Here is a 19,152-nt window from a genome sequence, read left to right as displayed (position 1 = left end):
TGCTGACGTTGCTGCGTCTTCGCATCCGGAGGCTTGTCGATGTCGAACGTGTCCCGACTGTTCGTGCTGCTGTGTCTGGCCCTGACCACCGCCTGCGCGCACCGGCCAGCGCGCGAAGCCGGTGGGCGCTTTGTCGAGCGCGAGCTGCAGATGGGAGGCGCCACGCACCGCTACCAGGTGTTCGTGCCCTCGGCGCAGGCCGGCGGCCGCCATCCGCCGGTGATCCTGTTCCTGCACGGCTCCGGCGAGCGCGGCAGCGACAACCGGAAGCAGACCGAGGTGGGCCTGGGGCCGTACCTGCGCAAGCATCTGCCCGACTTCCCGGCGATCGTGGTGATGCCGCAGTCGCCCGAGGGCCAGTCGTGGGACGGCGCCAATGCACGCATGGCGTTGGCCGCGCTCGATGCGAGCGTGCGCGAATTCGATGGCGACAAGGACCGAATCGTCCTGACCGGCTTGTCGCGCGGCGGCTACGGCGTGTATGAGCTGGCGTTGATGGAGCCGCTGCGATTCGCCGCGCTGGTGCCGGTCTGCGGCGGCATCACCCAGCCGCCGGGCGTGCCAGAACGGCTGCAGGTCGAGGGCGTGGCGCAGGCGCCGGATCCGTTCGTGGCCGCTGCGCAGCGATTGCAGCACCTGCCGATGTGGCTTTTCCACGGCGCAGAGGACGCCGCGGTCACTCCGGACCAGTCACGGCACATGGCCGAGGCGCTGCGCCGGGTCGGCGCGAATGTGCGCTACAGCGAGCTGGCCGGCGTGGGGCACGACGTGTGGGATCGGGCGTATGCGATGCCGGAGCTGTGGGCTTGGGTGTTTGCGCAGCGGCGGCGTTAGGCGCTTCCTTCGACTTCGCTGCGCTACGCTCAGGACGAACGGTCACAACGGCGGCTACCGCACACCGTTACCACACACCGTTCGTCCTGAGCGCACGCGACCACCACACGCCGTTCGTCCTGAGCGCAGGCGCACAGCGCCGAAGTCGAAGGACCGTCAGCCGCGCAGCAACGCCTCCAGCACCGCCATCCGCACCGCCACGCCGTTGCTCACCTGGCGCAGGATCAGCGACTGCGGGCCGTCGGCGACTTCGTCGGTGATCTCGACGCCGCGGTTGATCGGGCCCGGATGCATCACCACGGCGTCGCCCGCCGCACGCTTGAGGCGCGAGGCAGTCAGGCCGTAGGCGCGATGGTAATCGTCGAGCGAGGCGATCAGACCTTCTTCCATTCGCTCGCGTTGCAGGCGAAGCATCATCACGGCGTCGACGCCTTCCAGCGCGGCATCGAGATCATGCGAAACGTTGCAGCCCTGCAGCGTGCCGTCGTCGGGCAGCAGCGAGGCCGGGCCGCAGACGCGGATGTCGTCGGTGCCCAGCGCGCGCAGTGCCTGCAGGTCGGAGCGGGCAACGCGCGAATGCTTCACGTCGCCGACGACGAGCACTTTCAGCTTCGAGAAATCGGCGCCCTTGGCCTGGCGCAGCGTCAGCATGTCGAGCAGGCCCTGGGTCGGGTGCGCGCTGCGGCCGTCGCCGGCGTTGACCAGCACGGTGCCGTCATTGACGTGCGCCGACAGGCCCGCGACAGCACCGTCCTCGTGGTGGCGCACGACGAAGCCGCGCACGCCCATCGCCTCGAGGTTCTTGAGCGTGTCGAGCGCGGTCTCGCCCTTGCGCGTCGACGAGGTCGAGGCATCGAAGTTGATGACGTCCGCGCCCAGCCGCTGCGCCGCCAGCGTGAAGCTCATGCGCGTGCGCGTGGACGGCTCGAAGAACAGCGTGCACACGGCGATGCCGTCGAGCGCGCGGCGGTCGTAATGGCCTTCGGCGAAGGCCTGCGCGCGCACCAGCAGTGCATCGAGCGTGCCGCGTTCGAGGTCGTGCAGGGTCAGCAGATGGCGCGGCAGGTGCGTGTGTGGTGCGTTCATGGGTCGCTGTGCAATTGGGAAAGATCGAGGGCGTCGTCCGGCGCGGCCAGCCAGCGCTCGATGATGACCGCCGCGGCCACTGCATCGAGTGCCTCGGCGTCGCGGCGGCGCTTGCGGCCCTCGGCGCGGTCGGAGGCGAAGCGCTGTGCGGCCTCGATCGAACTCATGCGCTCGTCCACCAGCACCACCGGCAGTTTGTAGCGCGCGTGCAGTTCGCGGGCGAAGGCATGGGCGCGCAGGCGGATGGGCTGATCGCCACCGTCCAGGCTCATCGGGTCGCCGACGATCAGGCCATCGGGCCGCCACTCGCTGCGCAGCCGGTCGATCGCGGCCCAGTCGGGGCCGTGGCCGTGCACATCGATCACCGCCAGCGCGCGTGCGCCGTGACCGAACGCGCTGGCGACGGCGACACCAATGCGACGTGCGCCGACATCGAAGCCGAGCACGGTGCCGTCGCGCCGGATCGGTGACGGCTTGTCCGCGGCGCCTACCATCAGGCGTGCCCGGAGTAGTCGGCCAGGTACGCGAAATCGACGCCGATGCGTCCTGCCGCAGCCTGCCAGCGCGCATCCAGCGGCAACTTGAACAGCAGTTCGGCATCGGCCGGCGCGGTCAGCCAGTCGTTCTCGGTCAGTTCCTGCTCGAGCTGGCCCGAACCCCAGCCGGCGCAGCCAAGCGCAACGATGGCGTTGTCGGGGCCGTCGCCGCGCGCCATCGCTTCGAGGATGTCGCGCGACGTGGTCAGGAACAGGCGTTCGGTGATCGCCAGGGTGGAGTCCCACTGCGAGCCGCCGTCGTGCAGGACGAAGCCGCGTTCGGGGTGGACCGGGCCGCCGGCCAGGACGATCTGCGACAGCAGCGACGGGTCGCCGCCTTCCAGGCCCATCTGGCCGAAGACCTCGCCCAGGGTGTACTCGGAGGGACGATTGACCACCAGGCCCATCGCACCGTCGGAATCGTGCTGGCAGATCAGCGCGACGCTGCGCGCGAAGTTCGAATCGGCCAGGGCCGGCAGCGCGATCAGCAGCTGGTTGGCAAGTGGCGTGGGAGTCACTGACATGGCCAACATTCTAGCCCGCGATTCCTTATGCGTGCCTCCCGATGCGTGCCGCCCCGGCTCGGGCGTAGGATGGCGACTTTCCCTGTCTCGCCGGCCGCCGCCATGACAGCTTCGAACCTGACCGCATCTTCCCTTCACGCCTTCCGCCTGCGCGGCCTCGCCGTCGCCTGCCTGGCCACCCTGGCCCTCGTCGCCTGCAAGCCGCAAGCCCCGCAGGAGCCGGCCAAACCGGCTGCGCAGGCCGCGGCCACGCCTGCCGCGGGCTACGCCGCCGCGCACGCCGGCGACTATGCGGTGGTGCCGCTCAAGGCCGACCTGTCGGCCTTCGACGATGCCGGCAAGCGCATGATCGCCAAGCTCGTTCAGGCCAGCGAAGTGATGAACGACATCTTCTGGAAGCAGTCCTGGGATGGCGACCGCGCCGCCCTGCTGGCGCGCGCGACGGACCCGGCCACGCGTGAACTGGTCGAGATCAACTTCGGCCCCTGGGACCGCCTCAACGAAGACACGCCGATGATCGACGGCATCGGTCCGCGCCCGCCGGGCGGTCCGTTCTATCCGGCCGACATGAGCAAGGCCGAGTTCGAAGCGGCGTCGTTGCCCGACAAGACGTCCAACTACACGCTGCTGCGCCGCGAGAACGGCAAGCTGGTGACGGTGCCCTACCACCAGGCCTACCAGGCCGATCTCGAACGCGCCGCCGCACTGCTGCGCGAGGCGGCCGCGCTGAGCGCCGACAAGGGCTTCGCCGACTACCTGGGCATGCGCGCCAAGGCGCTGCTGGACGACGACTTCCGTCCCAGCGACATGGCATGGATGGACATGAAGACCAACCCGGTCGACATCGTCATCGGGCCGATCGAAACCTACGAGGACCAGCTGTTCGGCTACAAGGCCGCCTACGAGGGGCTGGTGCTGGTCAAGGACATCGAGTGGAGCCGCAAGCTCGCCCGCTTCGCCAGTTTCCTGCCGGCGCTGCAGAAGGGCCTGCCGGTGGAGGGCAAGTACAAGGCCGAAGTGCCGGGCTCGGCAGCGGACCTCAACGCGTACCAGATCGTCTACTACGGCGGCAACGCCAACGTCGCCGCCAAGACCATCGCCATCAACCTGCCCAACGACGAAGAGGTGCAGCTGGCCAAGGGCACGCGCAGGCTGCAGCTGGAGAACGTGATGAAGGCGAAGTTCGACGCCATCCTCACCCCGATCGCGAAGGAACTGATCGCCTCCGACCAGCTCCAGCACGTCACCTTCGACGCCTTCTTCGAGGACGTGATGTTCCATGAGGTCGCGCACGGCCTGGGCATCAAGAAGACCCTCGACGGCAAGGGCACGGTCGACGAGGCGCTGAAGGAATACTCGTCGAGCTTCGAGGAAGGCAAGGCAGACATCCTCGGCCTGTACATGATCGATGCGCTCAGCCGCAAGGGCGAACTGGAAGAAAGCAAGCTCCAGGACGGCTATGTGACCTTCCTCGCCGGCATCCTGCGCTCGGTGCGCTTTGGCGCCAGCGACGCGCACGGCAAGGCCAACATGGTGCGCTTCAATTTCTTCGCCGAGCAGGGCGCCTTCAGCCGCGACCCGGATGGCCGCTACCGCGTCGATTTCGAGAAGATGCGCGCCGCCATGAACGCGCTCAGCGCCAAGCTGCTCAAGGTGCAGGGCGATGGCGACTATGCCGAGGCCAAGCGCATGACCGAGACGCTGGGCATGATCAAGCCGGAGCTGGCCGCAGACCTGGGACGGCTGAAGGACGCGAAGATTCCGGTGGATATCCGCTTCGAGCAGGGGCTCGGCGTGCTGGGACTGGAACAGTACGTGCAGAAGCAATAACCGCCCCCCTCACCGTTCGTCCTGAGCGTAGCGCCGTGGGCGCGAAGTCGAAGGATGTGTTGATCCGATGCACTTCCGCCCGCTCATCCTTCGCCTTCGGCGCTTCGCGCCAACGCTCAGGACGAACGGCGCCACTTGACCTTTGATCGCAGAACCATGTCCACCTATTGCGACCACGCCCCCGGCCATCCGCTGCACGGGCCGTACCACGACCGCGAGTACGGCTTTCCGCAGCGCGAAGATGCGGTCCTGTTCGAACGGCTGGTGCTGGAGATCAACCAGGCCGGCCTGAGCTGGGAAACGATGCTGCGAAAGCGCGAGGGCTTCCGCAGCGCCTATGACGGCTTCGAAGTCGACAAAGTCGCCGCCTATGGCGAAGCCGACCGCACGCGCCTGCTCAACGACGCCGGCATCATCCGCAACCGCCTGAAGGTGGACGCGGCGATCCATAACGCCAAGGTCATCCAGCAACTGCGCCAGGCGCACGGAAGCTTCGCGCAGTGGCTCGACGCCAACCGGCATGTCGATGGCAAGCGCCGCGACAAGGCCGACTGGGTGAAGCTGTTCAAGAAGACCTTCCGGTTTACCGGTGGCGAGATCACCGGCGAGTTCCTGATGAGCCTGGGGTACCTGCCCGGTGCGCATCGCGACAGCTGTCCGGTGCAGGCACGGATCGTCAAGCTCAAGCCGCCGCTGGATCCGCCGTGGCGGCGGAAAGATTGATCGCCGCGATCAGCGCACTTCCGCGACCTCGATGCCGTCCATGCCCGCCGCCAGCGTCTTGGCGTCGCCGCCCTGGGCCAGCTTGATGCGCAGGCGCACCTCGTTCTGCGAATCGGCGTAACGCAGCGCGTCCTCGTAGCTGATCTCGCCGGCCTGGTACAGCTCGAACAGGCTCTGGTCGAAGGTCTTCATGCCCAGTTGCACGGACTCCTTCATCACTTCCTTGATCTTGTGGATCTCGCCGTCGCGGATGTAGTCCTGCACCAGCGGCGTGCCGAGCAGGATTTCCATCGCCACGCGCCGACCCTTGCCGTCCGGCGTCGGAATCAGCTGCTGCGCGACCACGCCCTTGAGGTTCAGCGACAGGTCCATCAACAACTGATGGCGGCGGTCTTCCGGGAAGAAGTTGATGATGCGGTCCATCGCCTGGTTGGCGTTGTTGGCGTGCAGCGTGCACAGCACAAGGTGGCCGGTTTCGGCGAAGGCGATGGCATGGTCCATGCCCTCGCGGGTACGCACCTCGCCGATCATGATCACGTCCGGCGCCTGGCGCAGCGTGTTCTTCAGCGCCGCGTCCCAACTGTCGGTGTCGATGCCGACTTCGCGCTGGGTGATGATGCAGCCCTCGTGCTTGTGCACGAACTCGATCGGGTCCTCGATGGTGATGATGTGGCCGGTCGAGTTGAGGTTGCGGTAGCCGATCATGGCCGCCAGCGACGTCGACTTACCCGTACCGGTCGCACCGACGAAGATGATGATGCCGCGCTTGGTCATCGCCAGCGTCTTGATCACCGGCGGCAGGTTGAGCTCTTCGACGGTCGGGATCTTGGTCTCGATCCGGCGCAGCACCATGCCGACCTGGTTGCGCTGGTAGAAGCAGCTGACGCGGAAGCGGCCGACGCCGGCCACGCCGATCGCGAAGTTGCACTCGTGGGTCTTTTCGAACTCCTCGCGCTGCTGCGGCGTCATCACGTTGAGGACGAGGTCGCGGCTCTGCTGAGGCGTCAGCGGGTTCTGCGTGATCGGCGAGATCTTGCCGTGGACCTTCATCGACGGCGGCATGCCGGCGGTGATGAACAGGTCCGACGCCTTCTGATGCGCCATCAGCTTGAGGAACGAGGTGAAATCGATGCTGCCGCCGGTGCTGCTGCTCATGCGTTACTCCAGTGCCGCCAGGCTCCCCAGCCGGTGCGGCGTGTGACTGATGGAACTGCCCTCACCCTGGCCGCCGCGGCGGCCGTCCCTCTCCCGCGGGCGGGAGAAGTGGATGCTCGATCATTCGAACAGACGCTTGTCCTTGGCGTACTCGCGTGCCTGCGGACGCAGGATCAGGCCACGCTTGACCAGGTCTTGCAGGTGCTGGTCGAGCGTCATCATTCCGTACTGCTGGCCGGTCTGGATCGACGAGTACATCTGCGCGACCTTGTCCTCGCGGATCAGGTTGCGGATCGCCGGGATGCCGACCATGATTTCCCAGGCGGCGGTACGACCGCCGCCGACCTTCTTCAGCAGCGCCTGCGAGATCACCGCGCGCAGCGACTCCGACAGCATCGAGCGCACCATCGGCTTCTCGCCGGCGGGGAACACGTCGATGATTCGGTCGACGGTCTTGGCCGCCGAGGAGGTGTGCAGGGTGCCGAACACCAGGTGGCCGGTTTCCGCGGCGGTCAGCGCCAGGCGGATGGTTTCCAGGTCGCGCAACTCGCCGACCAGGATGTAGTCGGGGTCTTCACGCAGGGCCGAACGCAGCGCCTCGTTGAAGCCGTGGGTGTCGCGGTGCACCTCGCGCTGGTTGATTAGGCACTTCTGCGAGGTGTGGACGAATTCGATCGGGTCCTCGACGGAGAGGATGTGGCCGTATTCGTTCTTGTTGATGTGGTCGATCATCGCCGCCAGCGTGGTCGACTTGCCCGAGCCGGTGGGGCCGGTCACCAGGATCAGGCCCTGCGGCTGGTCGATCAGCTCGCGGAAGATCGGCGGGCAACCCAGGTCGTCCAGGGTCAGCACTTCCGAGGGAATGGTACGGAACACCGCACCGGCGCCACGGTTCTGGTTGAAGGCGTTGACGCGGAAACGCGCCAGGCCGGGAATCTCGAAGGAGAAGTCGACCTCGAGGAACTCTTCGAAGTCGCGACGCTGCTTGTCCGACATGATGTCGTAGACCAGCGCGTGCACCTGCTTGTGGTCCAGGGCCGGGATGTTGATGCGGCGGACGTCGCCATCGACCCGGATCATGGGCGGCAGGCCCGCAGACAGGTGCAGGTCGGATGCTTTGTTCTTTACCGAAAACGCCAGAAGTTCGGCGATATCCATGCGTGCTCCCCTGCACTGCCACTGGAAAAACAGGACTTGAAGTACAAGACTTTCAAGAAACTCAAACTGGAACCACACTACCCCTGAGCCGCAGTATAGCCCCCTAACCTTGCCACTTTTCCAGCACTTTAGACAGGAATTGAGACGTGCGCGCCAGCGCCCTGCAGGACATGCAACTCAAGCTTGAGAACGCGGCGGAGGCGGCTGGACGGCCAGTACCGCGGCTGCTCGCCGTCAGCAAGACCCAGGATGCGACGGCCGTCGCGGAACTGGCCGCCGCCGGGCAGCGCGCCTTCGGCGAGAACTACGTGCAGGAGACCGCCGGCAAGCAGCCGGCGCTGGCCGGGCTGGGACTGGAATGGCACCTTATTGGCCACTTGCAGTCCAACAAGGCCAGGGAGGCGGCGGTCCTGTTCGACTGGGTCCAGACCGTCGACCGGGCCAAGCTGGTGGCCGCCCTGGCCCAGCATCGGGCCTCCGACCGGCCGCCGCTGAACGTGCTGATCCAGGTCAATATCGACGATGAAGCCAGCAAGCATGGCTGCCAGCCCGAAGACGTGCCGGCCCTGGCCGACGCCATCGCCGCGCAGCCACGGCTGCGCCTGCGTGGGCTGATGGTCATCCCGACGCCCCACCCCGATCCCGAGCAGCGCCGGGGTGCATTCCGGCGCACGCGAGCGCTGTTCGAGGCGCTGCGCGCTTCGCACCCCGGTGCAGACACGCTGTCGATGGGCATGAGCGACGACCACGCCATCGCGATCGCCGAAGGGGCGACGATGGTACGGATCGGCACCGCCCTGTTCGGGGCGCGGCCGAGGCCGGCCTGACCCCTTGCTATCCTCGTTGGCCTGCCCCGCTGCCACCGCCCATGCCCCAGATCGATTCCCCTCCGGACTTCTCCCATGCCATCGCCTTCATAGGCGGCGGCAACATGGCGCGCAGCCTGATCGGTGGCCTCGTCGCCCGCGGCCAGTCGGCCAGGACGATCCATGTGGCCGAACCGGCCGAGGTGTTGCGCGCCGCGCTGGAGCGCGACTTCCACATCCGCGGCTTCGACGGTGCCGCCGCCGCGGCGACGGGTGCCGGCGTCTGGCTGCTGGCAGTCAAGCCGCAGGTGATGGCCGGCGTCTGCGCCGAACTGGCCGACATCGCCCAGTCGCAGCGGCCGCTGGTGATCTCGATCGCCGCCGGCATCACCGCCGCGCAGCTCGATGGCTGGCTGGGCGGTGGCCTGGCCGTGGTCCGGGCGATGCCCAATACGCCGGCCCTGCTCGGCGTGGGCATTACCGGCCTGTATGCCAACGACCACGCCGATGGCCACCAGCGCGACCATGCCGCGGGCCTGCTCGACGCGGTCGGCCCCACGGTGTGGATCGACGATGAAAGCCGGATGGATGCGGTGACCGCGGTGTCGGGCAGTGGCCCGGCGTATGTCTTCCTGCTGGCCGAGGCGATGCAGGCAGCCGGGGTCGCCGAAGGCCTGAAGCCCGAGGCGGCGCGGGCGCTGGTGCAGCAGACATTGCTGGGCGCGGCGACGATGCTGACCCGACTGGACGAGCCGGCCGACGTGCTGCGCGCACGCGTGACCTCGCCGGGCGGCACCACGCAGGCGGCGATCGAAACGTTCGAGGCTGGCGGTTTCCGCGAGCTGGTCGCGCGCGCGATCGCGGCCGCGACCGAGCGCGGCCGGCAGTTGTCGGCCGCCAACGATTGATGGTCTGAGGAGTTCCCCATGCGTTGTGTCGCTCCCTTTCTTGTGTTGCTGATCGCCGGTCTTTCGGCTTGCAGCGGCAGTGCTCCGCCCCCGGCTGCGCCGGCCGCGACCGCCGCGCAGGGCGAGTCGGTCAGTCGGGTCGGTGATGTCAGCATCCGTGCCAACGCAATGCAGACTTCGGCGTTGTCGGCACCGGTGGCCGGCCAGTACGGCATCAGCCGCGCCGACAATCTGGTGATGCTGCTGGTCGCCGTGCGCCAGGGGCCGGAGGCGCAGGAGGTCGCGCTGCCGGCCCGGATCACGGCCAGCGCGACCGATCTGCGTGGCCGCCGCCAGAACATCGAGATGCGCGAGTTGCGCAGCGGCGATCTGCTCGACTACATCGGCACGGCCGAGGTAACGGCGCCGGACACGCTGCGCTTCGACGTGACGATCGTGCGCGAGAACGGGGCGACGTCGACGATGCAGTTCAGCCGGGATTTCTATCCGCGCTGAAGCGCGCCCTGTCAGCGCCTCGTGTCAGGGCACCCGTCATCCCGGCGAACGCTTTGACCAGGCCCTGACGATCGCTGCGATCTCGCGTACGCCATCGGTCAATGCCGCCGGGCCGGGCTGCAGGATGTTCGGGGATTTGATCTCGTGCAGTTCGCCATCGCGCACTGCCGGAATCGCGTCCCAGCCTGGACGCGCCGATACTTTCTCCGGGCGGAACTTCTTGCCGCACCACGAGCCCAGGATGATGTCCGGTGCGCGCCGCACCACTTCGCTCGCGTCCTCGAGGATGCGCTGCTTGGCCAGCGACTCGGCCGCACGCTCCGGGAAGACGTCGTCGCCGCCGGCGATGCGCACCAGCTCGGCGACCCAGCGGATGCCCGTGATCGGGGGCTCGTCCCATTCTTCGAAGTACACCTTTGGCCGGCGCGGCAGCTGTGCCGCCTCCGCCGCGATCGCGTCCAGCCCGCGCTGCAGTTCGTCGGCGTAGGCGTTGGCCCGGTCGGATGCACCGACCAGGGCGCCGAGCCTGCGGATGTAGTCGAGGATGCCGTCGACGCTGCGGTGGTTGCTGATCCAGACCTCGACGCCGTGGCGGATCAGTTCGCCGGCGATCCCGGCCTGGATGTCGGAGAAGCCGACGACGAAATCCGGCTGCAGTTTCAGGATCTCGCCGATCTTGGCGCTGGTGAAAGCGCTGACTTTGGGCTTCTCCTTGCGCGCGATCGACGGGCGCACGGTGAAGCCGCTGATGCCGACGATGCGGTCCTGCTCGCCGAGGGCATACAGGGTTTCGGTCGGCTCTTCGGTGAGGCAGACGATCCGTTGCGGCCCTGCCCGCTTCACGGATACAGCATCCGCTTGTGCCATTCGCCGGCGCGATCGAGCTCGTAGGACTGGCGCTCGTGCAGGCGGAAATTGGCGCCGTACCAGTACTCGATCAGCGACGGCCGCACGCGCAATCCGGTCCAGCGCGGTGGGCGCGGTACGTCGCGGCCTTCGAAGCGCTGTTCGGCTTCGGCCAGGCGCTGCTCGAACGTCTCGCGCGAATCCAGCGTCTCCGATTGCTTCGATGCCCAGGCGCCGAGCTGGCTGCCGCGTGGGCGCAGTGCAAAGTAGGCGTCAGCTTCGTCGTCGTTGACGATCTCGACCGGGCCCTCGATGCGCACCTGCACGCCCTCGCGGACGCGCGGCCAGTGGAACAGGAGCGCGGCATGCGGATTGGCCTGCAGCTCGCGGCCCTTGCGTCCGTCCAGGTGCGTGTAGAAGACGAATCCGCGTGCGTCGTGCGCCTTGAGCAGCACGGTGCGGACCGAAGGTCGCGCGTCCAGGCCGGCGGTCGCGAGGTACATCGCGGTCGGGTCGGGCTCGCCGGCCTGGCCGGCCTCGCCGAACAGTTGCGCGAACGTGGTGAGGGCTTCGTTGAGCAGGTCGGGGGTGTCCATTGCGCTATTGTGGGCCGATGTCGCCACGGCTGCATCCCTCCGCCCCCGGCTTCGCCAGTGACCTTGTGCAACGGGTGCTCGACGACGCCCTGGCGCACGGCAGCCGCATCCACGCCATCGCGGGGCTGCAGGGATCGGGCAAGTCGACGCTGGCGGCGCAGGTGGCCACGCTCGCACGCGGCCGTGGCCTGCACGTGGCGGTGTTGTCGATCGATGATTTCTATCTCGGCCGGCGCGAGCGGCAACGCCTGGGCCGCGACGTCCATCCGCTGCTGGCCACTCGCGGCCCGCCCGGGACGCACGACCTGGCACTGGCCTGCGCCACCCTGGATGCGCTGCGGCAAGGCCAGTCAGTGCGACTGCCGCGGTTCGACAAGCTCACCGACACACGCCGGCCGCCGTCACGGTGGCCGCTGGCGCGCGCCGTGGATCTGGTGCTGTTCGAAGGCTGGTTCCTGAAGACGCCGGCGCAGTCGCCGCAGGCGTTGAGCGCTCCCATCAACGCGGTCGAGCGTGACGAAGATCCCGACGGACGCTGGCGCCACTACTGCAACGAGGCGCTCGCGCGCGACTATCCATCGCTGTGGTCGCGGCTGGACCGGCTGCTTTTCCTGCAGCCACCGGGTTTCGAGACGGTGCCGCAATGGCGCTGGCAACAGGAGCAGGCGCTGCAGGCGCGCGTGGCGGCCGCGCCCGCGCCGCGGGCAATGAATGCGGCCGCGGTGCAACGCTTCGTGCAATTGTTCGAGCGGGTCAGCCGGCAGGCGCTGCTGCGGCTGCCCGATATTGCGCAGTGGACGTTGCCGATGGACGATCAGCGGCGGCCGCGCACTGGACAGCGCTGACTGTGGAGCCGACGGTACGCCGCGCCCCGTCAAGATGACGCGAGCACGATCCGGGTCGTGGCTGGCTACAATCGGCGGATGAACCCCGCCACCAACCTGGTCCTGGTCGGCCCGATGGGCGCCGGCAAGACGTGCATCGGCCGAGTCCTCGCCGAGCACTTCGGCTTGCGCCTGGCCGACGTCGATCGCGAGATCGAGCAGCGCGCGGGCGCCAGCATCAACGCCATTTTCGAGTTCGAGGGCGAGGCCGGATTCCGCGCGCGCGAGCGTGACGCGCTGGCCGAACTGCTCGCCGATGACGGCGTGGTGTTGTCGACCGGCGGTGGCGCGGTGCTCGATGACGGCAACCGTCGCCGATTGCGCGAGCGTGGCTTCGTCGTCCACCTGCACGTCAGCGTCGAGCAGCAGATCGAGCGCCTGGCCCGCGACCGCAGCCGACCACTGCTCGCGCAAGGCGATCGCGAGCAGGTGCTGCGGGCACTGGCCGCACAACGCGAGCCGCTCTACGCCCAGGTCGCCGACCTTCGCTTCGACACCAACCAGTACACCGCAACCGAAGTCGCCTCGCGTCTCACGCAGGAACTGCAGTCGCTTTGGCAGCGCGATGCAGCGGCGCGGGCTGGCGCCGGCTTGCAGCGCGCGCACAGCAAGGAAACGTCATGAGCACGATGCGCACCGTCCGGGTCGAAGGCCAATCGCTCTACGACATCAGCATCGGGCCCGGGCTGCTGACCGAGTCGGTGCGCATCAGCCACGTCCTGCGCGGACGCCATGCCCTGATCGTCAGCGACAGCAACGTCGCCCCGCTGTATGCCAACCGCGTCGAGGAGACGCTGCACGTGGCGCGGCCGGGCCTGGAGGTCGCACGCTTCGTGATGCCGGCCGGCGAGCAGGAGAAGACCCTGTCGCGTTTCTGCGAATGCCTGGACGCGCTGGCCAGGATGGGCGCGACCCGCGATGCCACGGTGGTCGCCCTCGGCGGCGGCGTGATCGGCGACCTCGCCGGGTTCGCCGCGGCCTGCTGGATGCGCGGGGTGGACGTGGTGCAGTTGCCGACCACGCTGCTGGCGATGGTCGATTCGTCGGTAGGCGGCAAGACCGGCGTCGACCTGGCGGCGGGCAAGAATCTCGCCGGTGCATTCCATGCGCCACGCGCGGTGATCGCCGACACCACGGTGCTGCGTTCGCTGCCGGCACGCGAGTTGCGCGCTGGCCTGGCCGAGGTGGTCAAGTACGGGGCGATCTTCGGCGCCGATTTCCTCGGCTGGCTCGAGTCGCACGCTGCCGCGCTGCTGGACGGCGACGATGTCGCGCTGACGGAGGCGATCGCGCGTTCGTGCCTGTACAAGGCCGAAGTGGTCTCGCGCGATCCGTACGAGCATGGCGAGCGGGCGCTGCTCAATTTCGGCCACACCTTCGCCCACGCCATCGAGGCCGAGCAGGGTTACGCCGGCGCCGGCAGTGACGCGCTCAACCACGGTGAGGCGGTTGCGGTCGGGATGGTGCTGGCGGCGCGGCTGTCGACGTCGCTCGGGCGCGCGCCGGCGGCCGACGCGCAGCGGCTGCAGGCGTTGTTGCAGCGCTTCGGGCTGCCGACCGCGATTCCTGCCGGGCTCGACCCGCAGGCCCTGCTGGCGCGCATGCGCCTGGACAAGAAGGCGGACGCTGGCGGCCTGCGTTTCATCCTCTGGGATCGCGCCGGCCTGGCCACCCTGGTCCGCGGCGTGCCGGACGAGCGCGTGCTTGAGGTGCTGCGCGCGGGCTGAGCTCCCGTACAATCCCGGCCATGCGCCTGCTACTGCAACAACGGCCCGATGGCCGCGAAGCGCCGCGCTTCGTGCAACTGATGCTGCAGCCCGACCTTCTCGGCGGCTGGACGCTGGTGCGCGAATCGGGGCAGATCGGCGGCAAGAGCACCCTGCGCCGGGAGCAGTTCCTCGACCAGGCCAGTGCCCTGGAAGCGCTGGAGGCGGCACGCGACCAGCAGCTCAAGCGCGGCTTCCAGCTGATGTTCGTACAGGGTGCCGACGCACCCAGGTAGCCCTTTGCCGCAACAGTCCGGTGCGCTGGCAGCACCGGCCCGGCCTGCGGCGGCGGCCGCCAGCAGCGATAATGTCGCCCCCCACCGTTTGACCGAACCGTGCGCCCTCGCGTCCGCGTTCAGTACCCAAGGATCCGCAATGACTGCAGCCACGCCCCTCAAGAACGACCGTTTCCTGCGCGCCCTGCGCCGCGAGCCGGTCGACGCGACCCCGGTGTGGCTGATGCGCCAAGCCGGCCGCTACCTGCCGGAGTACCGCGCCACCCGCGCCGCCGCCGGCAGCTTCCTGGCGATGGCCAAGAACCCGGAACTGGCCTGCGAGGTCACCCTGCAGCCGCTGCGCCGCTTCCCGCTGGACGCCGCCATCCTGTTCTCCGACATCCTGACCGTGCCCGACGCCATGGGCCTGGGCCTGTATTTCGTCGAGGGCGAGGGCCCGAAGTTCGAGCGCCCGATCCGCAGCCACGAGGACATCGCCCGCCTTGCCGTGCCCGACATGGACCGCGAGCTGCGCTACGTCACCGACGCGGTGCGCACGATCCGTCGCGAGCTGGACAACTCGGTTCCGCTGATCGGCTTCTCCGGCAGCCCCTGGACGCTGGCCTGCTACATGATCGAAGGCGGCGGCAGCGACAACTACTCCAAGGTGAAGTCGCTGGCGCTCAACGATCCGGCGGCGATGCACAAGCTGCTCGATGTGGTCACCGACTCGGTCATCGCCTACCTCGACGCGCAGCGCCAGGCCGGTGCGCAGGCACTGCAGGTGTTCGACACCTGGGGTGGCGTGCTGTCGCCGTCGATGTACCGCGAGTTCTCGCTGCGCTACCTCAAGCGCATCGCCGAGGCGCTGCCGCGCGGCGCCCGTCGACTTCGCCCTTCGGGCGACGCTCAGGGCGATCGGGAAGTCAAGACTCCGCTGATCCTGTTCGGCAAGGGCAATGGCGCCTATCTCGAGGAGCTCGCGGCCAGCGGCACCGAAGCCGTCGGCGTCGACTGGACGGTGGAGCTGGGCGAAGCCGCCCGCCGTACCGGCGGCAAGGTCGCGCTGCAGGGCAACCTCGACCCGGTCACGCTGTACGCGCAGCCCGATGCGATCCGCCGCGAAGTCGGCCGCGCCCTCGACGACTACGCCGCCGGCAATGGCGGCTCGCGCGAAGGCCACGTCTTCAACCTCGGCCACGGCATGTCGCCGGACATGAGTCCCGACCACGTCGCCGCGCTGGTGGCGGCGGTGCACGAGCTCAGCAAGCGCTGAGGTTCACCGCCCTTCTCTTCACCAGACCTCGCAGCGATCGGCCTGCGGTCGCACCATCGGCGCACCCGCCTTGCACTGGAACGCCTCGCCGAACTCGGGCAGGTTCGATAGCGGGCCGTTGACGCGGTACTTGGCGATGGGATGCGGGTCGCCCTGGACCATGGTGCGCTGCGTCTCCATGCGCGTTTCATCGCCTCGCCACTGGCCCCAGGCGATGAAGAACTGCTGCTCGGGGGTGAACCCGTCGATGGTCGGTTCCGGGCCCTTGTCCTCGCGCGACTTCAGATAGCCGCGGTAGGCGAGCTTGGCGCCGGCCAGGTCGCCGATGGATTCGCCCAGCACCAGCTTGCCGTTGTGATGCACGCCCGGCTCGATGAAGTAGCCCTCGAACTGGTCGACCACGCACTGGCCCTTGGCCTGGAACTGCTTGTTGTCCTCCGGCGTCCACCAGTTGGACAGCCTGCCCTGCGCATCGAACTGCGCGCCCTGGTCGTCGAAACCGTGGCTGATCTCGTGGCCGATGACCACGCCGATCGCGCCGTAGTTGACCGCGTCGGTGGCGTTCACGTCGAACGCGGGCGGCTGCAGGATGCCGGCCGGGAACACGATCTCGTTCTGCGACGGGTTGTAGTACGCGTTGGACGTCGGCGGCGTCATGCCCCAGCGGCTGCGATCGGTCGGCTTGCCGACCTGGCTGCGGTTGTCGGCGACGTTCCAGCGCGAGGCCGCGACCAGGTTGTCCCAGGCCGAATCACGCGAGACCTCAACGCCCTTGTAGTCCTTGAACTTGTCCGGGTAGCCCAGCTTGGGGAAGAAGGTCGAGCGCTTTTCCAGGGCCTTCTTCTTGGTTGCCTCGTCCATCCAGTCCAGGCCGCCGATGGTGTCGTCCATGGCCGCCAGGATGTTCTTCACCATGTCCTGCATGCGCGCCTTGGCTTCGGGCGGGAAGTACTTCTCCACGTACTTCTGGCCGAGCGCCTCGCCGAGCTGGTTGTCGGTGGATTCGGCGCAGCGCTTCCAGCGCGGCTTGATCTCGGTGGCGCCGGTCAGGAACTTGCCGTTGAAGGCGAAGTTCTCCTCGACGAAGGGCTGCGACAGCGAGTCGGCGGCGGTGTTGAGCACGTGCCACTGCAGGTAGACCTTCCACTGCGGCAGCGGGGTCGTCGCCAGTTCCGTCTGGACCTGCTGCAGGAACTTCGGCTGGGTCACGTTCACCGCATAGCGCGGCATGCCGGCGGCGTCGAAGTACTTCGTCCAGTCGAAGGCGGGCGTGAGCTTGGCCAGGTCGGCGAACGCGGTCGGGTTGTCGAGCAGCTTCGGGTCGCGCAACTGCACGTTGTCGAACGAGGCCTGCGCCAGGCGCTTCTCGAAGGCGAACACGGTGTTGGCATCCTGCTTCGCCTGCGCCGCCGGGACGCCGGCGAGCTCGAACATCTTCGCCACGTGGATCAGGTAGTGCGCACGCGCTTCGACGAAGCGCGGCTCGGTCTTGAGGTAATAGTCGCGGTCGGGCATGCCCAGGCCGCCGGCGTAGATGTGCGCGACGGTCCTGGACGGTTCGTGCAGGTCTTCGCCTGCGAAGACGACGAACGGGACGGACACGCCCACGTCCTGCAGCTTGCCGATCATGCGCTGCAGGCCGGCCTTGTCCTTGATCGAGCCGACCTCGGCAAGCCACGGCTGCACCGGCTTGGCGCCGAGCGCATCGACGCGCGACTCATCCATGCACGCAGCGTAGTAGTCGCCGGCGAGCTGGCCGGCGCTGCCCTTGGGCCAGTCGTTGCGCGCGGACAGTTCAGTCAGGATGTCGCGCACATGTTCCTTGTTGACCTCGCCCGATTGCCAGCGCCGGCTCCAGCGGTCCATGTAGTTGGGGATCGGGTTCTGCTGCCGCCATGCGCCGTTGGCGTAGCCGAAGAAATCCGTGCAGGCATCGCCCTTGCGGTTGATGTCCTCGGGATGGATGCCGTGCACCGCACCGGCCGAGCCGGTGGTGGCGGCTGCCAACAAAACGACGAGCGGAAGGCTGGACCTGATCACGGCAACGCCCCTTGCTGGATTTGGTGCCCGCCACTATAGCCGCAGGCTGGCCGCGGACCCGTCCCAGAAGTCCTGACTGGTCGGGGGCGGCAGACGGTCATTGCGCGCAACGATGCGTGGCGATGAAAGCACGCGAATCCCGAATCAGGTTCATCTGGTGGCCGACTGCCTCCGACTGCCGCGTTCAGCCAGACAGGACCACCGCCCGCCGCCCGGATGCCGAATGGGCGCCTCGTCATCCCGGAGTGACGCCATGCCCTCTGCCCATTCGATTCCCCACGAGCACGCGCAGGCGTCGGTCTTCGCGCGCCATCCGGTCACCACTGGCGTGGCGGTCGGCATCGCCTCGCTGCTGCCGCACCTGTTCCTGTCGCCGGAAGCGTCGCTGGGCTTTGCCGCGGTGCTGATCGCGCTGATTGGCGGGATCTACTTCGGCTTCGCCGTCGTCAACGGCTCGCCCCGCGACCAGTTCGTGGAGTTCACCGTGAGCGGGATGTTCGCCGTCGCCGGACTGCTCGGGCTGCTCCATTGGCCGCTCGTGCTCGCGCTCGCCTACTTCGGCCACGCCGCCTGAGACTTCGCGCACCACAACCGTTCGCGCCTGCCGCTGGTGGCGATACCTGGCTGGTACGTGCCGTGGTGCGTGGTCATCGACGTGATCGTCGGCGCGGGCCTTCTGGTGCTCTGGCGGCGCCATGGGTTCTTCTGAAAGTAGAAACCCAAGGCGAGGCCGTCAGTAGCGCTGGCTACCTTCGTGGCTCATATCGCATCACCACCGCACCCCAGTCCAACTCCAGCGTACCCATCAGCTTCAAGTCGACGTACCTGGACAGGCCGGCGAACACCATCGGCCCGTGGCCGGCCAGCCTTGGATGCACCACGAACTCGTACTCGTCGATCAATCCCAGCTCCGCCAGCGCCAGCCCCAGCCTCATGCCCGCCACGGCGATTCCCTTGCCCGGTTCCCGCTTCAGCGCTTCCACGGCCTGCTGCAGATCTCCGCGCACGAGCTCCGCGTTCCAGTCCACGCGATCCAGGGTTCTGGAGACGACGTACTTCTTCGCCGCGTGGATCGTATGGGCGAACGGCATCACCCAGGGTTCGGCCCAATCGGGAACCACGCCCGTCTCCGCCGGCTCCCGCCACGCCGATTCCATCATCTCGTAGGTCACCCGACCGAAGAGGAGGGCGTCGGCTTCGGCCAGGTTCCTGGCATGGAAGTGATGCAGTTCCTCGGTGGCGATCACTGCACGATGGTCGCAGCACCCGTCCACGGTGACGTTGATGGAATACCTGAGGGGTCGCATTGGGTCCTCCTGCAGTGCGCTGGTGGCCGTGACGGCCCGGCGTTGACGATAGTTCACTTCAATCTGGATTTCACGGGTCGGAAGTCGAGGCACCGCTCGACGTAGGAAGCGGCGATGGGCGTCTGGCGACGGCGCGCGGCCCTGGGGCCGGCGCCGGAAGTGGCCGC

At 68.0% G+C, this 19,152-nt stretch carries 21 protein-coding genes; 12 read left to right on the top strand and 9 right to left on the bottom strand.

Translation table 11 applies throughout. The features are described from left to right. Nucleotides 1-39: 39 nt before the first annotated feature. On the top strand, nucleotides 40-834 hold the full coding sequence (locus tag AB4Y64_RS14885; protein WP_441817236.1) for a phospholipase: 795 nt from the start codon (nucleotides 40-42) through the stop codon (nucleotides 832-834). A gap of 156 nt (nucleotides 835-990) precedes the next feature. Here the strand turns inward: AB4Y64_RS14885 and AB4Y64_RS14880 are convergent, their stop codons facing one another. From AB4Y64_RS14880 to AB4Y64_RS14870, 3 genes are read right to left on the bottom strand one after another with little or no spacing between them, the layout of a single operon-like run. Further along, on the bottom strand, nucleotides 991-1,920 hold the full coding sequence (locus AB4Y64_RS14880; protein ID WP_441817235.1) for an aspartate carbamoyltransferase catalytic subunit: 930 nt from the start codon (nucleotides 1,918-1,920) through the stop codon (nucleotides 991-993). Next, entirely contained in the window at nucleotides 1,917-2,414 is a 498-nt protein-coding gene (gene ruvX / locus AB4Y64_RS14875) for a Holliday junction resolvase RuvX (RefSeq protein WP_441817234.1), read from the bottom strand. Before ruvX ends, AB4Y64_RS14880 begins: the two co-directional genes overlap by 4 nt. Continuing rightward, nucleotides 2,414-2,980, bottom strand: coding sequence for a YqgE/AlgH family protein (locus AB4Y64_RS14870; protein WP_441817233.1), 567 nt, complete (start codon nucleotides 2,978-2,980; stop codon nucleotides 2,414-2,416). Before AB4Y64_RS14870 ends, ruvX begins: the two co-directional genes overlap by 1 nt. A 102-nt stretch (nucleotides 2,981-3,082) precedes the next feature. Between AB4Y64_RS14870 and AB4Y64_RS14865 the strand changes: the two genes are divergently transcribed. Continuing rightward, nucleotides 3,083-4,810: a dipeptidyl-peptidase 3 family protein gene (locus AB4Y64_RS14865; protein WP_441817232.1), complete on the top strand. Its 1,728-nt coding sequence runs from the start codon at nucleotides 3,083-3,085 to the stop codon at nucleotides 4,808-4,810. 156 nt (nucleotides 4,811-4,966) lie between these two features. Then, entirely contained in the window at nucleotides 4,967-5,533 is a 567-nt protein-coding gene (locus tag AB4Y64_RS14860; protein WP_441817231.1) for a DNA-3-methyladenine glycosylase I, read from the top strand. A gap of 9 nt (nucleotides 5,534-5,542) precedes the next feature. On the opposite strand, the gene AB4Y64_RS14855 is transcribed toward AB4Y64_RS14860, so the two are convergent. Together AB4Y64_RS14855 and AB4Y64_RS14850 are read right to left on the bottom strand one after the other, a co-directional pair. Next, nucleotides 5,543-6,688, bottom strand: coding sequence for a PilT/PilU family type 4a pilus ATPase (locus AB4Y64_RS14855; RefSeq protein WP_441817230.1), 1,146 nt, complete (start codon nucleotides 6,686-6,688; stop codon nucleotides 5,543-5,545). A gap of 120 nt (nucleotides 6,689-6,808) precedes the next feature. Continuing rightward, nucleotides 6,809-7,846 carry a type IV pilus twitching motility protein PilT gene (locus AB4Y64_RS14850; RefSeq protein ID WP_386705023.1) on the bottom strand — a complete coding sequence of 346 codons (1,038 nt, stop codon included), beginning with the start codon at nucleotides 7,844-7,846 and terminating at the stop codon, nucleotides 6,809-6,811. Nucleotides 7,847-8,016: 170 nt separating this feature from the next. Between AB4Y64_RS14850 and AB4Y64_RS14845 the strand changes: the two genes are divergently transcribed. From AB4Y64_RS14845 to AB4Y64_RS14835, 3 genes are read left to right on the top strand one after another with little or no spacing between them, the layout of a single operon-like run. Continuing rightward, on the top strand, nucleotides 8,017-8,673 hold the full coding sequence (locus AB4Y64_RS14845; protein WP_441817329.1) for a YggS family pyridoxal phosphate-dependent enzyme: 657 nt from the start codon (nucleotides 8,017-8,019) through the stop codon (nucleotides 8,671-8,673). 41 nt (nucleotides 8,674-8,714) lie between these two features. After that, nucleotides 8,715-9,560 (top strand): pyrroline-5-carboxylate reductase, encoded by an 846-nt coding sequence (gene proC, locus AB4Y64_RS14840; RefSeq protein WP_441817229.1) that lies wholly within the window; start codon nucleotides 8,715-8,717, stop codon nucleotides 9,558-9,560. An 18-nt stretch (nucleotides 9,561-9,578) separates the two neighbouring features. Next, nucleotides 9,579-10,055 (top strand): DUF4426 domain-containing protein, encoded by a 477-nt coding sequence (locus AB4Y64_RS14835; protein WP_441817228.1) that lies wholly within the window; start codon nucleotides 9,579-9,581, stop codon nucleotides 10,053-10,055. A gap of 36 nt (nucleotides 10,056-10,091) precedes the next feature. Here the strand turns inward: AB4Y64_RS14835 and AB4Y64_RS14830 are convergent, their stop codons facing one another. Together AB4Y64_RS14830 and pdxH are read right to left on the bottom strand one after the other, a co-directional pair. Then, nucleotides 10,092-10,898: a cobalamin-binding protein gene (locus AB4Y64_RS14830; protein WP_441817227.1), complete on the bottom strand. Its 807-nt coding sequence runs from the start codon at nucleotides 10,896-10,898 to the stop codon at nucleotides 10,092-10,094. After that, on the bottom strand, nucleotides 10,895-11,497 hold the full coding sequence (pdxH, locus tag AB4Y64_RS14825) for a pyridoxamine 5'-phosphate oxidase (RefSeq protein ID WP_441817226.1): 603 nt from the start codon (nucleotides 11,495-11,497) through the stop codon (nucleotides 10,895-10,897). Before pdxH ends, AB4Y64_RS14830 begins: the two co-directional genes overlap by 4 nt. Before the next feature lie 17 nt (nucleotides 11,498-11,514). Between pdxH and AB4Y64_RS14820 the strand changes: the two genes are divergently transcribed. From AB4Y64_RS14820 to hemE, 5 genes are all read left to right on the top strand, one after another. Next, entirely contained in the window at nucleotides 11,515-12,342 is an 828-nt protein-coding gene (locus AB4Y64_RS14820; protein WP_441817225.1) for a kinase, read from the top strand. Nucleotides 12,343-12,420: 78 nt separating this feature from the next. Continuing rightward, on the top strand, nucleotides 12,421-13,005 hold the full coding sequence (locus tag AB4Y64_RS14815; RefSeq protein WP_441817224.1) for a shikimate kinase: 585 nt from the start codon (nucleotides 12,421-12,423) through the stop codon (nucleotides 13,003-13,005). Next, complete coding sequence (gene aroB, locus AB4Y64_RS14810; RefSeq protein WP_441817223.1) at nucleotides 13,002-14,108, top strand: 3-dehydroquinate synthase; 1,107 nt, start codon at nucleotides 13,002-13,004, stop codon at nucleotides 14,106-14,108. The genes AB4Y64_RS14815 and aroB overlap by 4 nt, the downstream gene beginning before the upstream one ends. Nucleotides 14,109-14,128: 20 nt before the next feature. Beyond that, nucleotides 14,129-14,383 carry a WGR domain-containing protein gene (locus tag AB4Y64_RS14805; RefSeq protein WP_441817222.1) on the top strand — a complete coding sequence of 85 codons (255 nt, stop codon included), beginning with the start codon at nucleotides 14,129-14,131 and terminating at the stop codon, nucleotides 14,381-14,383. 139 nt (nucleotides 14,384-14,522) lie between these two features. Continuing rightward, entirely contained in the window at nucleotides 14,523-15,638 is a 1,116-nt protein-coding gene (gene hemE, locus AB4Y64_RS14800) for a uroporphyrinogen decarboxylase (RefSeq protein WP_441817221.1), read from the top strand. An 18-nt stretch (nucleotides 15,639-15,656) separates the two neighbouring features. On the opposite strand, the gene AB4Y64_RS14795 is transcribed toward hemE, so the two are convergent. Continuing rightward, entirely contained in the window at nucleotides 15,657-17,678 is a 2,022-nt protein-coding gene (locus tag AB4Y64_RS14795) for a M13 family metallopeptidase (protein WP_441817220.1), read from the bottom strand. A gap of 253 nt (nucleotides 17,679-17,931) precedes the next feature. Here AB4Y64_RS14795 and AB4Y64_RS14790 point away from each other — a divergent pair, with 253 nt between their 5' ends. Continuing rightward, nucleotides 17,932-18,252, top strand: a complete 321-nt coding sequence (locus AB4Y64_RS14790) for a hypothetical protein (protein ID WP_441817219.1) — start codon at nucleotides 17,932-17,934, stop codon at nucleotides 18,250-18,252. A gap of 172 nt (nucleotides 18,253-18,424) precedes the next feature. Here AB4Y64_RS14790 and AB4Y64_RS14785 read toward each other — a convergent pair whose 3' ends face one another. Beyond that, nucleotides 18,425-18,985 carry a dihydrofolate reductase family protein gene (locus AB4Y64_RS14785; RefSeq protein ID WP_441817218.1) on the bottom strand — a complete coding sequence of 187 codons (561 nt, stop codon included), beginning with the start codon at nucleotides 18,983-18,985 and terminating at the stop codon, nucleotides 18,425-18,427. Nucleotides 18,986-19,152: the final 167 nt, after the last annotated feature.

This window comes from Lysobacter sp. TAF61 (assembly GCF_052113485.1).
Taxonomy (GTDB): Bacteria; Pseudomonadota; Gammaproteobacteria; order Xanthomonadales; family Xanthomonadaceae; genus Lysobacter_J.
This window is presented reverse-complemented; position numbering and strand designations above follow the sequence as displayed.

Excerpts from the sequence above, each read along its gene's own strand:
- AB4Y64_RS14855 (WP_441817230.1), bottom strand. The coding sequence starts at position 6,688 with ATGAGCAGCAGCACCGGCGGCAGCATCGATTTCACCTCGTTCCTCAAG.
- AB4Y64_RS14865 (WP_441817232.1), top strand. The coding sequence starts at position 3,083 with ATGACAGCTTCGAACCTGACCGCATCTTCCCTTCACGCCTTCCGCCTG.
- AB4Y64_RS14870 (WP_441817233.1), bottom strand. The coding sequence starts at position 2,980 with ATGTCAGTGACTCCCACGCCACTTGCCAACCAGCTGCTGATCGCGCTG.
- AB4Y64_RS14820 (WP_441817225.1), top strand. The coding sequence starts at position 11,515 with ATGTCGCCACGGCTGCATCCCTCCGCCCCCGGCTTCGCCAGTGACCTT.
- hemE (WP_441817221.1), top strand. The coding sequence starts at position 14,523 with ATGACTGCAGCCACGCCCCTCAAGAACGACCGTTTCCTGCGCGCCCTG.
- AB4Y64_RS14845 (WP_441817329.1), top strand. The coding sequence starts at position 8,017 with ATGCAACTCAAGCTTGAGAACGCGGCGGAGGCGGCTGGACGGCCAGTA.
- AB4Y64_RS14790 (WP_441817219.1), top strand. The coding sequence starts at position 17,932 with ATGCCCTCTGCCCATTCGATTCCCCACGAGCACGCGCAGGCGTCGGTC.
- AB4Y64_RS14835 (WP_441817228.1), top strand. The coding sequence starts at position 9,579 with ATGCGTTGTGTCGCTCCCTTTCTTGTGTTGCTGATCGCCGGTCTTTCG.
- ruvX (WP_441817234.1), bottom strand. The coding sequence starts at position 2,414 with ATGGTAGGCGCCGCGGACAAGCCGTCACCGATCCGGCGCGACGGCACC.
- AB4Y64_RS14860 (WP_441817231.1), top strand. The coding sequence starts at position 4,967 with ATGTCCACCTATTGCGACCACGCCCCCGGCCATCCGCTGCACGGGCCG.
- aroB (WP_441817223.1), top strand. The coding sequence starts at position 13,002 with ATGAGCACGATGCGCACCGTCCGGGTCGAAGGCCAATCGCTCTACGAC.
- AB4Y64_RS14880 (WP_441817235.1), bottom strand. The coding sequence starts at position 1,920 with ATGAACGCACCACACACGCACCTGCCGCGCCATCTGCTGACCCTGCAC.
- AB4Y64_RS14815 (WP_441817224.1), top strand. The coding sequence starts at position 12,421 with ATGAACCCCGCCACCAACCTGGTCCTGGTCGGCCCGATGGGCGCCGGC.
- proC (WP_441817229.1), top strand. The coding sequence starts at position 8,715 with ATGCCCCAGATCGATTCCCCTCCGGACTTCTCCCATGCCATCGCCTTC.
- AB4Y64_RS14805 (WP_441817222.1), top strand. The coding sequence starts at position 14,129 with ATGCGCCTGCTACTGCAACAACGGCCCGATGGCCGCGAAGCGCCGCGC.
- pdxH (WP_441817226.1), bottom strand. The coding sequence starts at position 11,497 with ATGGACACCCCCGACCTGCTCAACGAAGCCCTCACCACGTTCGCGCAA.
- AB4Y64_RS14850 (WP_386705023.1), bottom strand. The coding sequence starts at position 7,846 with ATGGATATCGCCGAACTTCTGGCGTTTTCGGTAAAGAACAAAGCATCC.
- AB4Y64_RS14885 (WP_441817236.1), top strand. The coding sequence starts at position 40 with ATGTCGAACGTGTCCCGACTGTTCGTGCTGCTGTGTCTGGCCCTGACC.
- AB4Y64_RS14785 (WP_441817218.1), bottom strand. The coding sequence starts at position 18,985 with ATGCGACCCCTCAGGTATTCCATCAACGTCACCGTGGACGGGTGCTGC.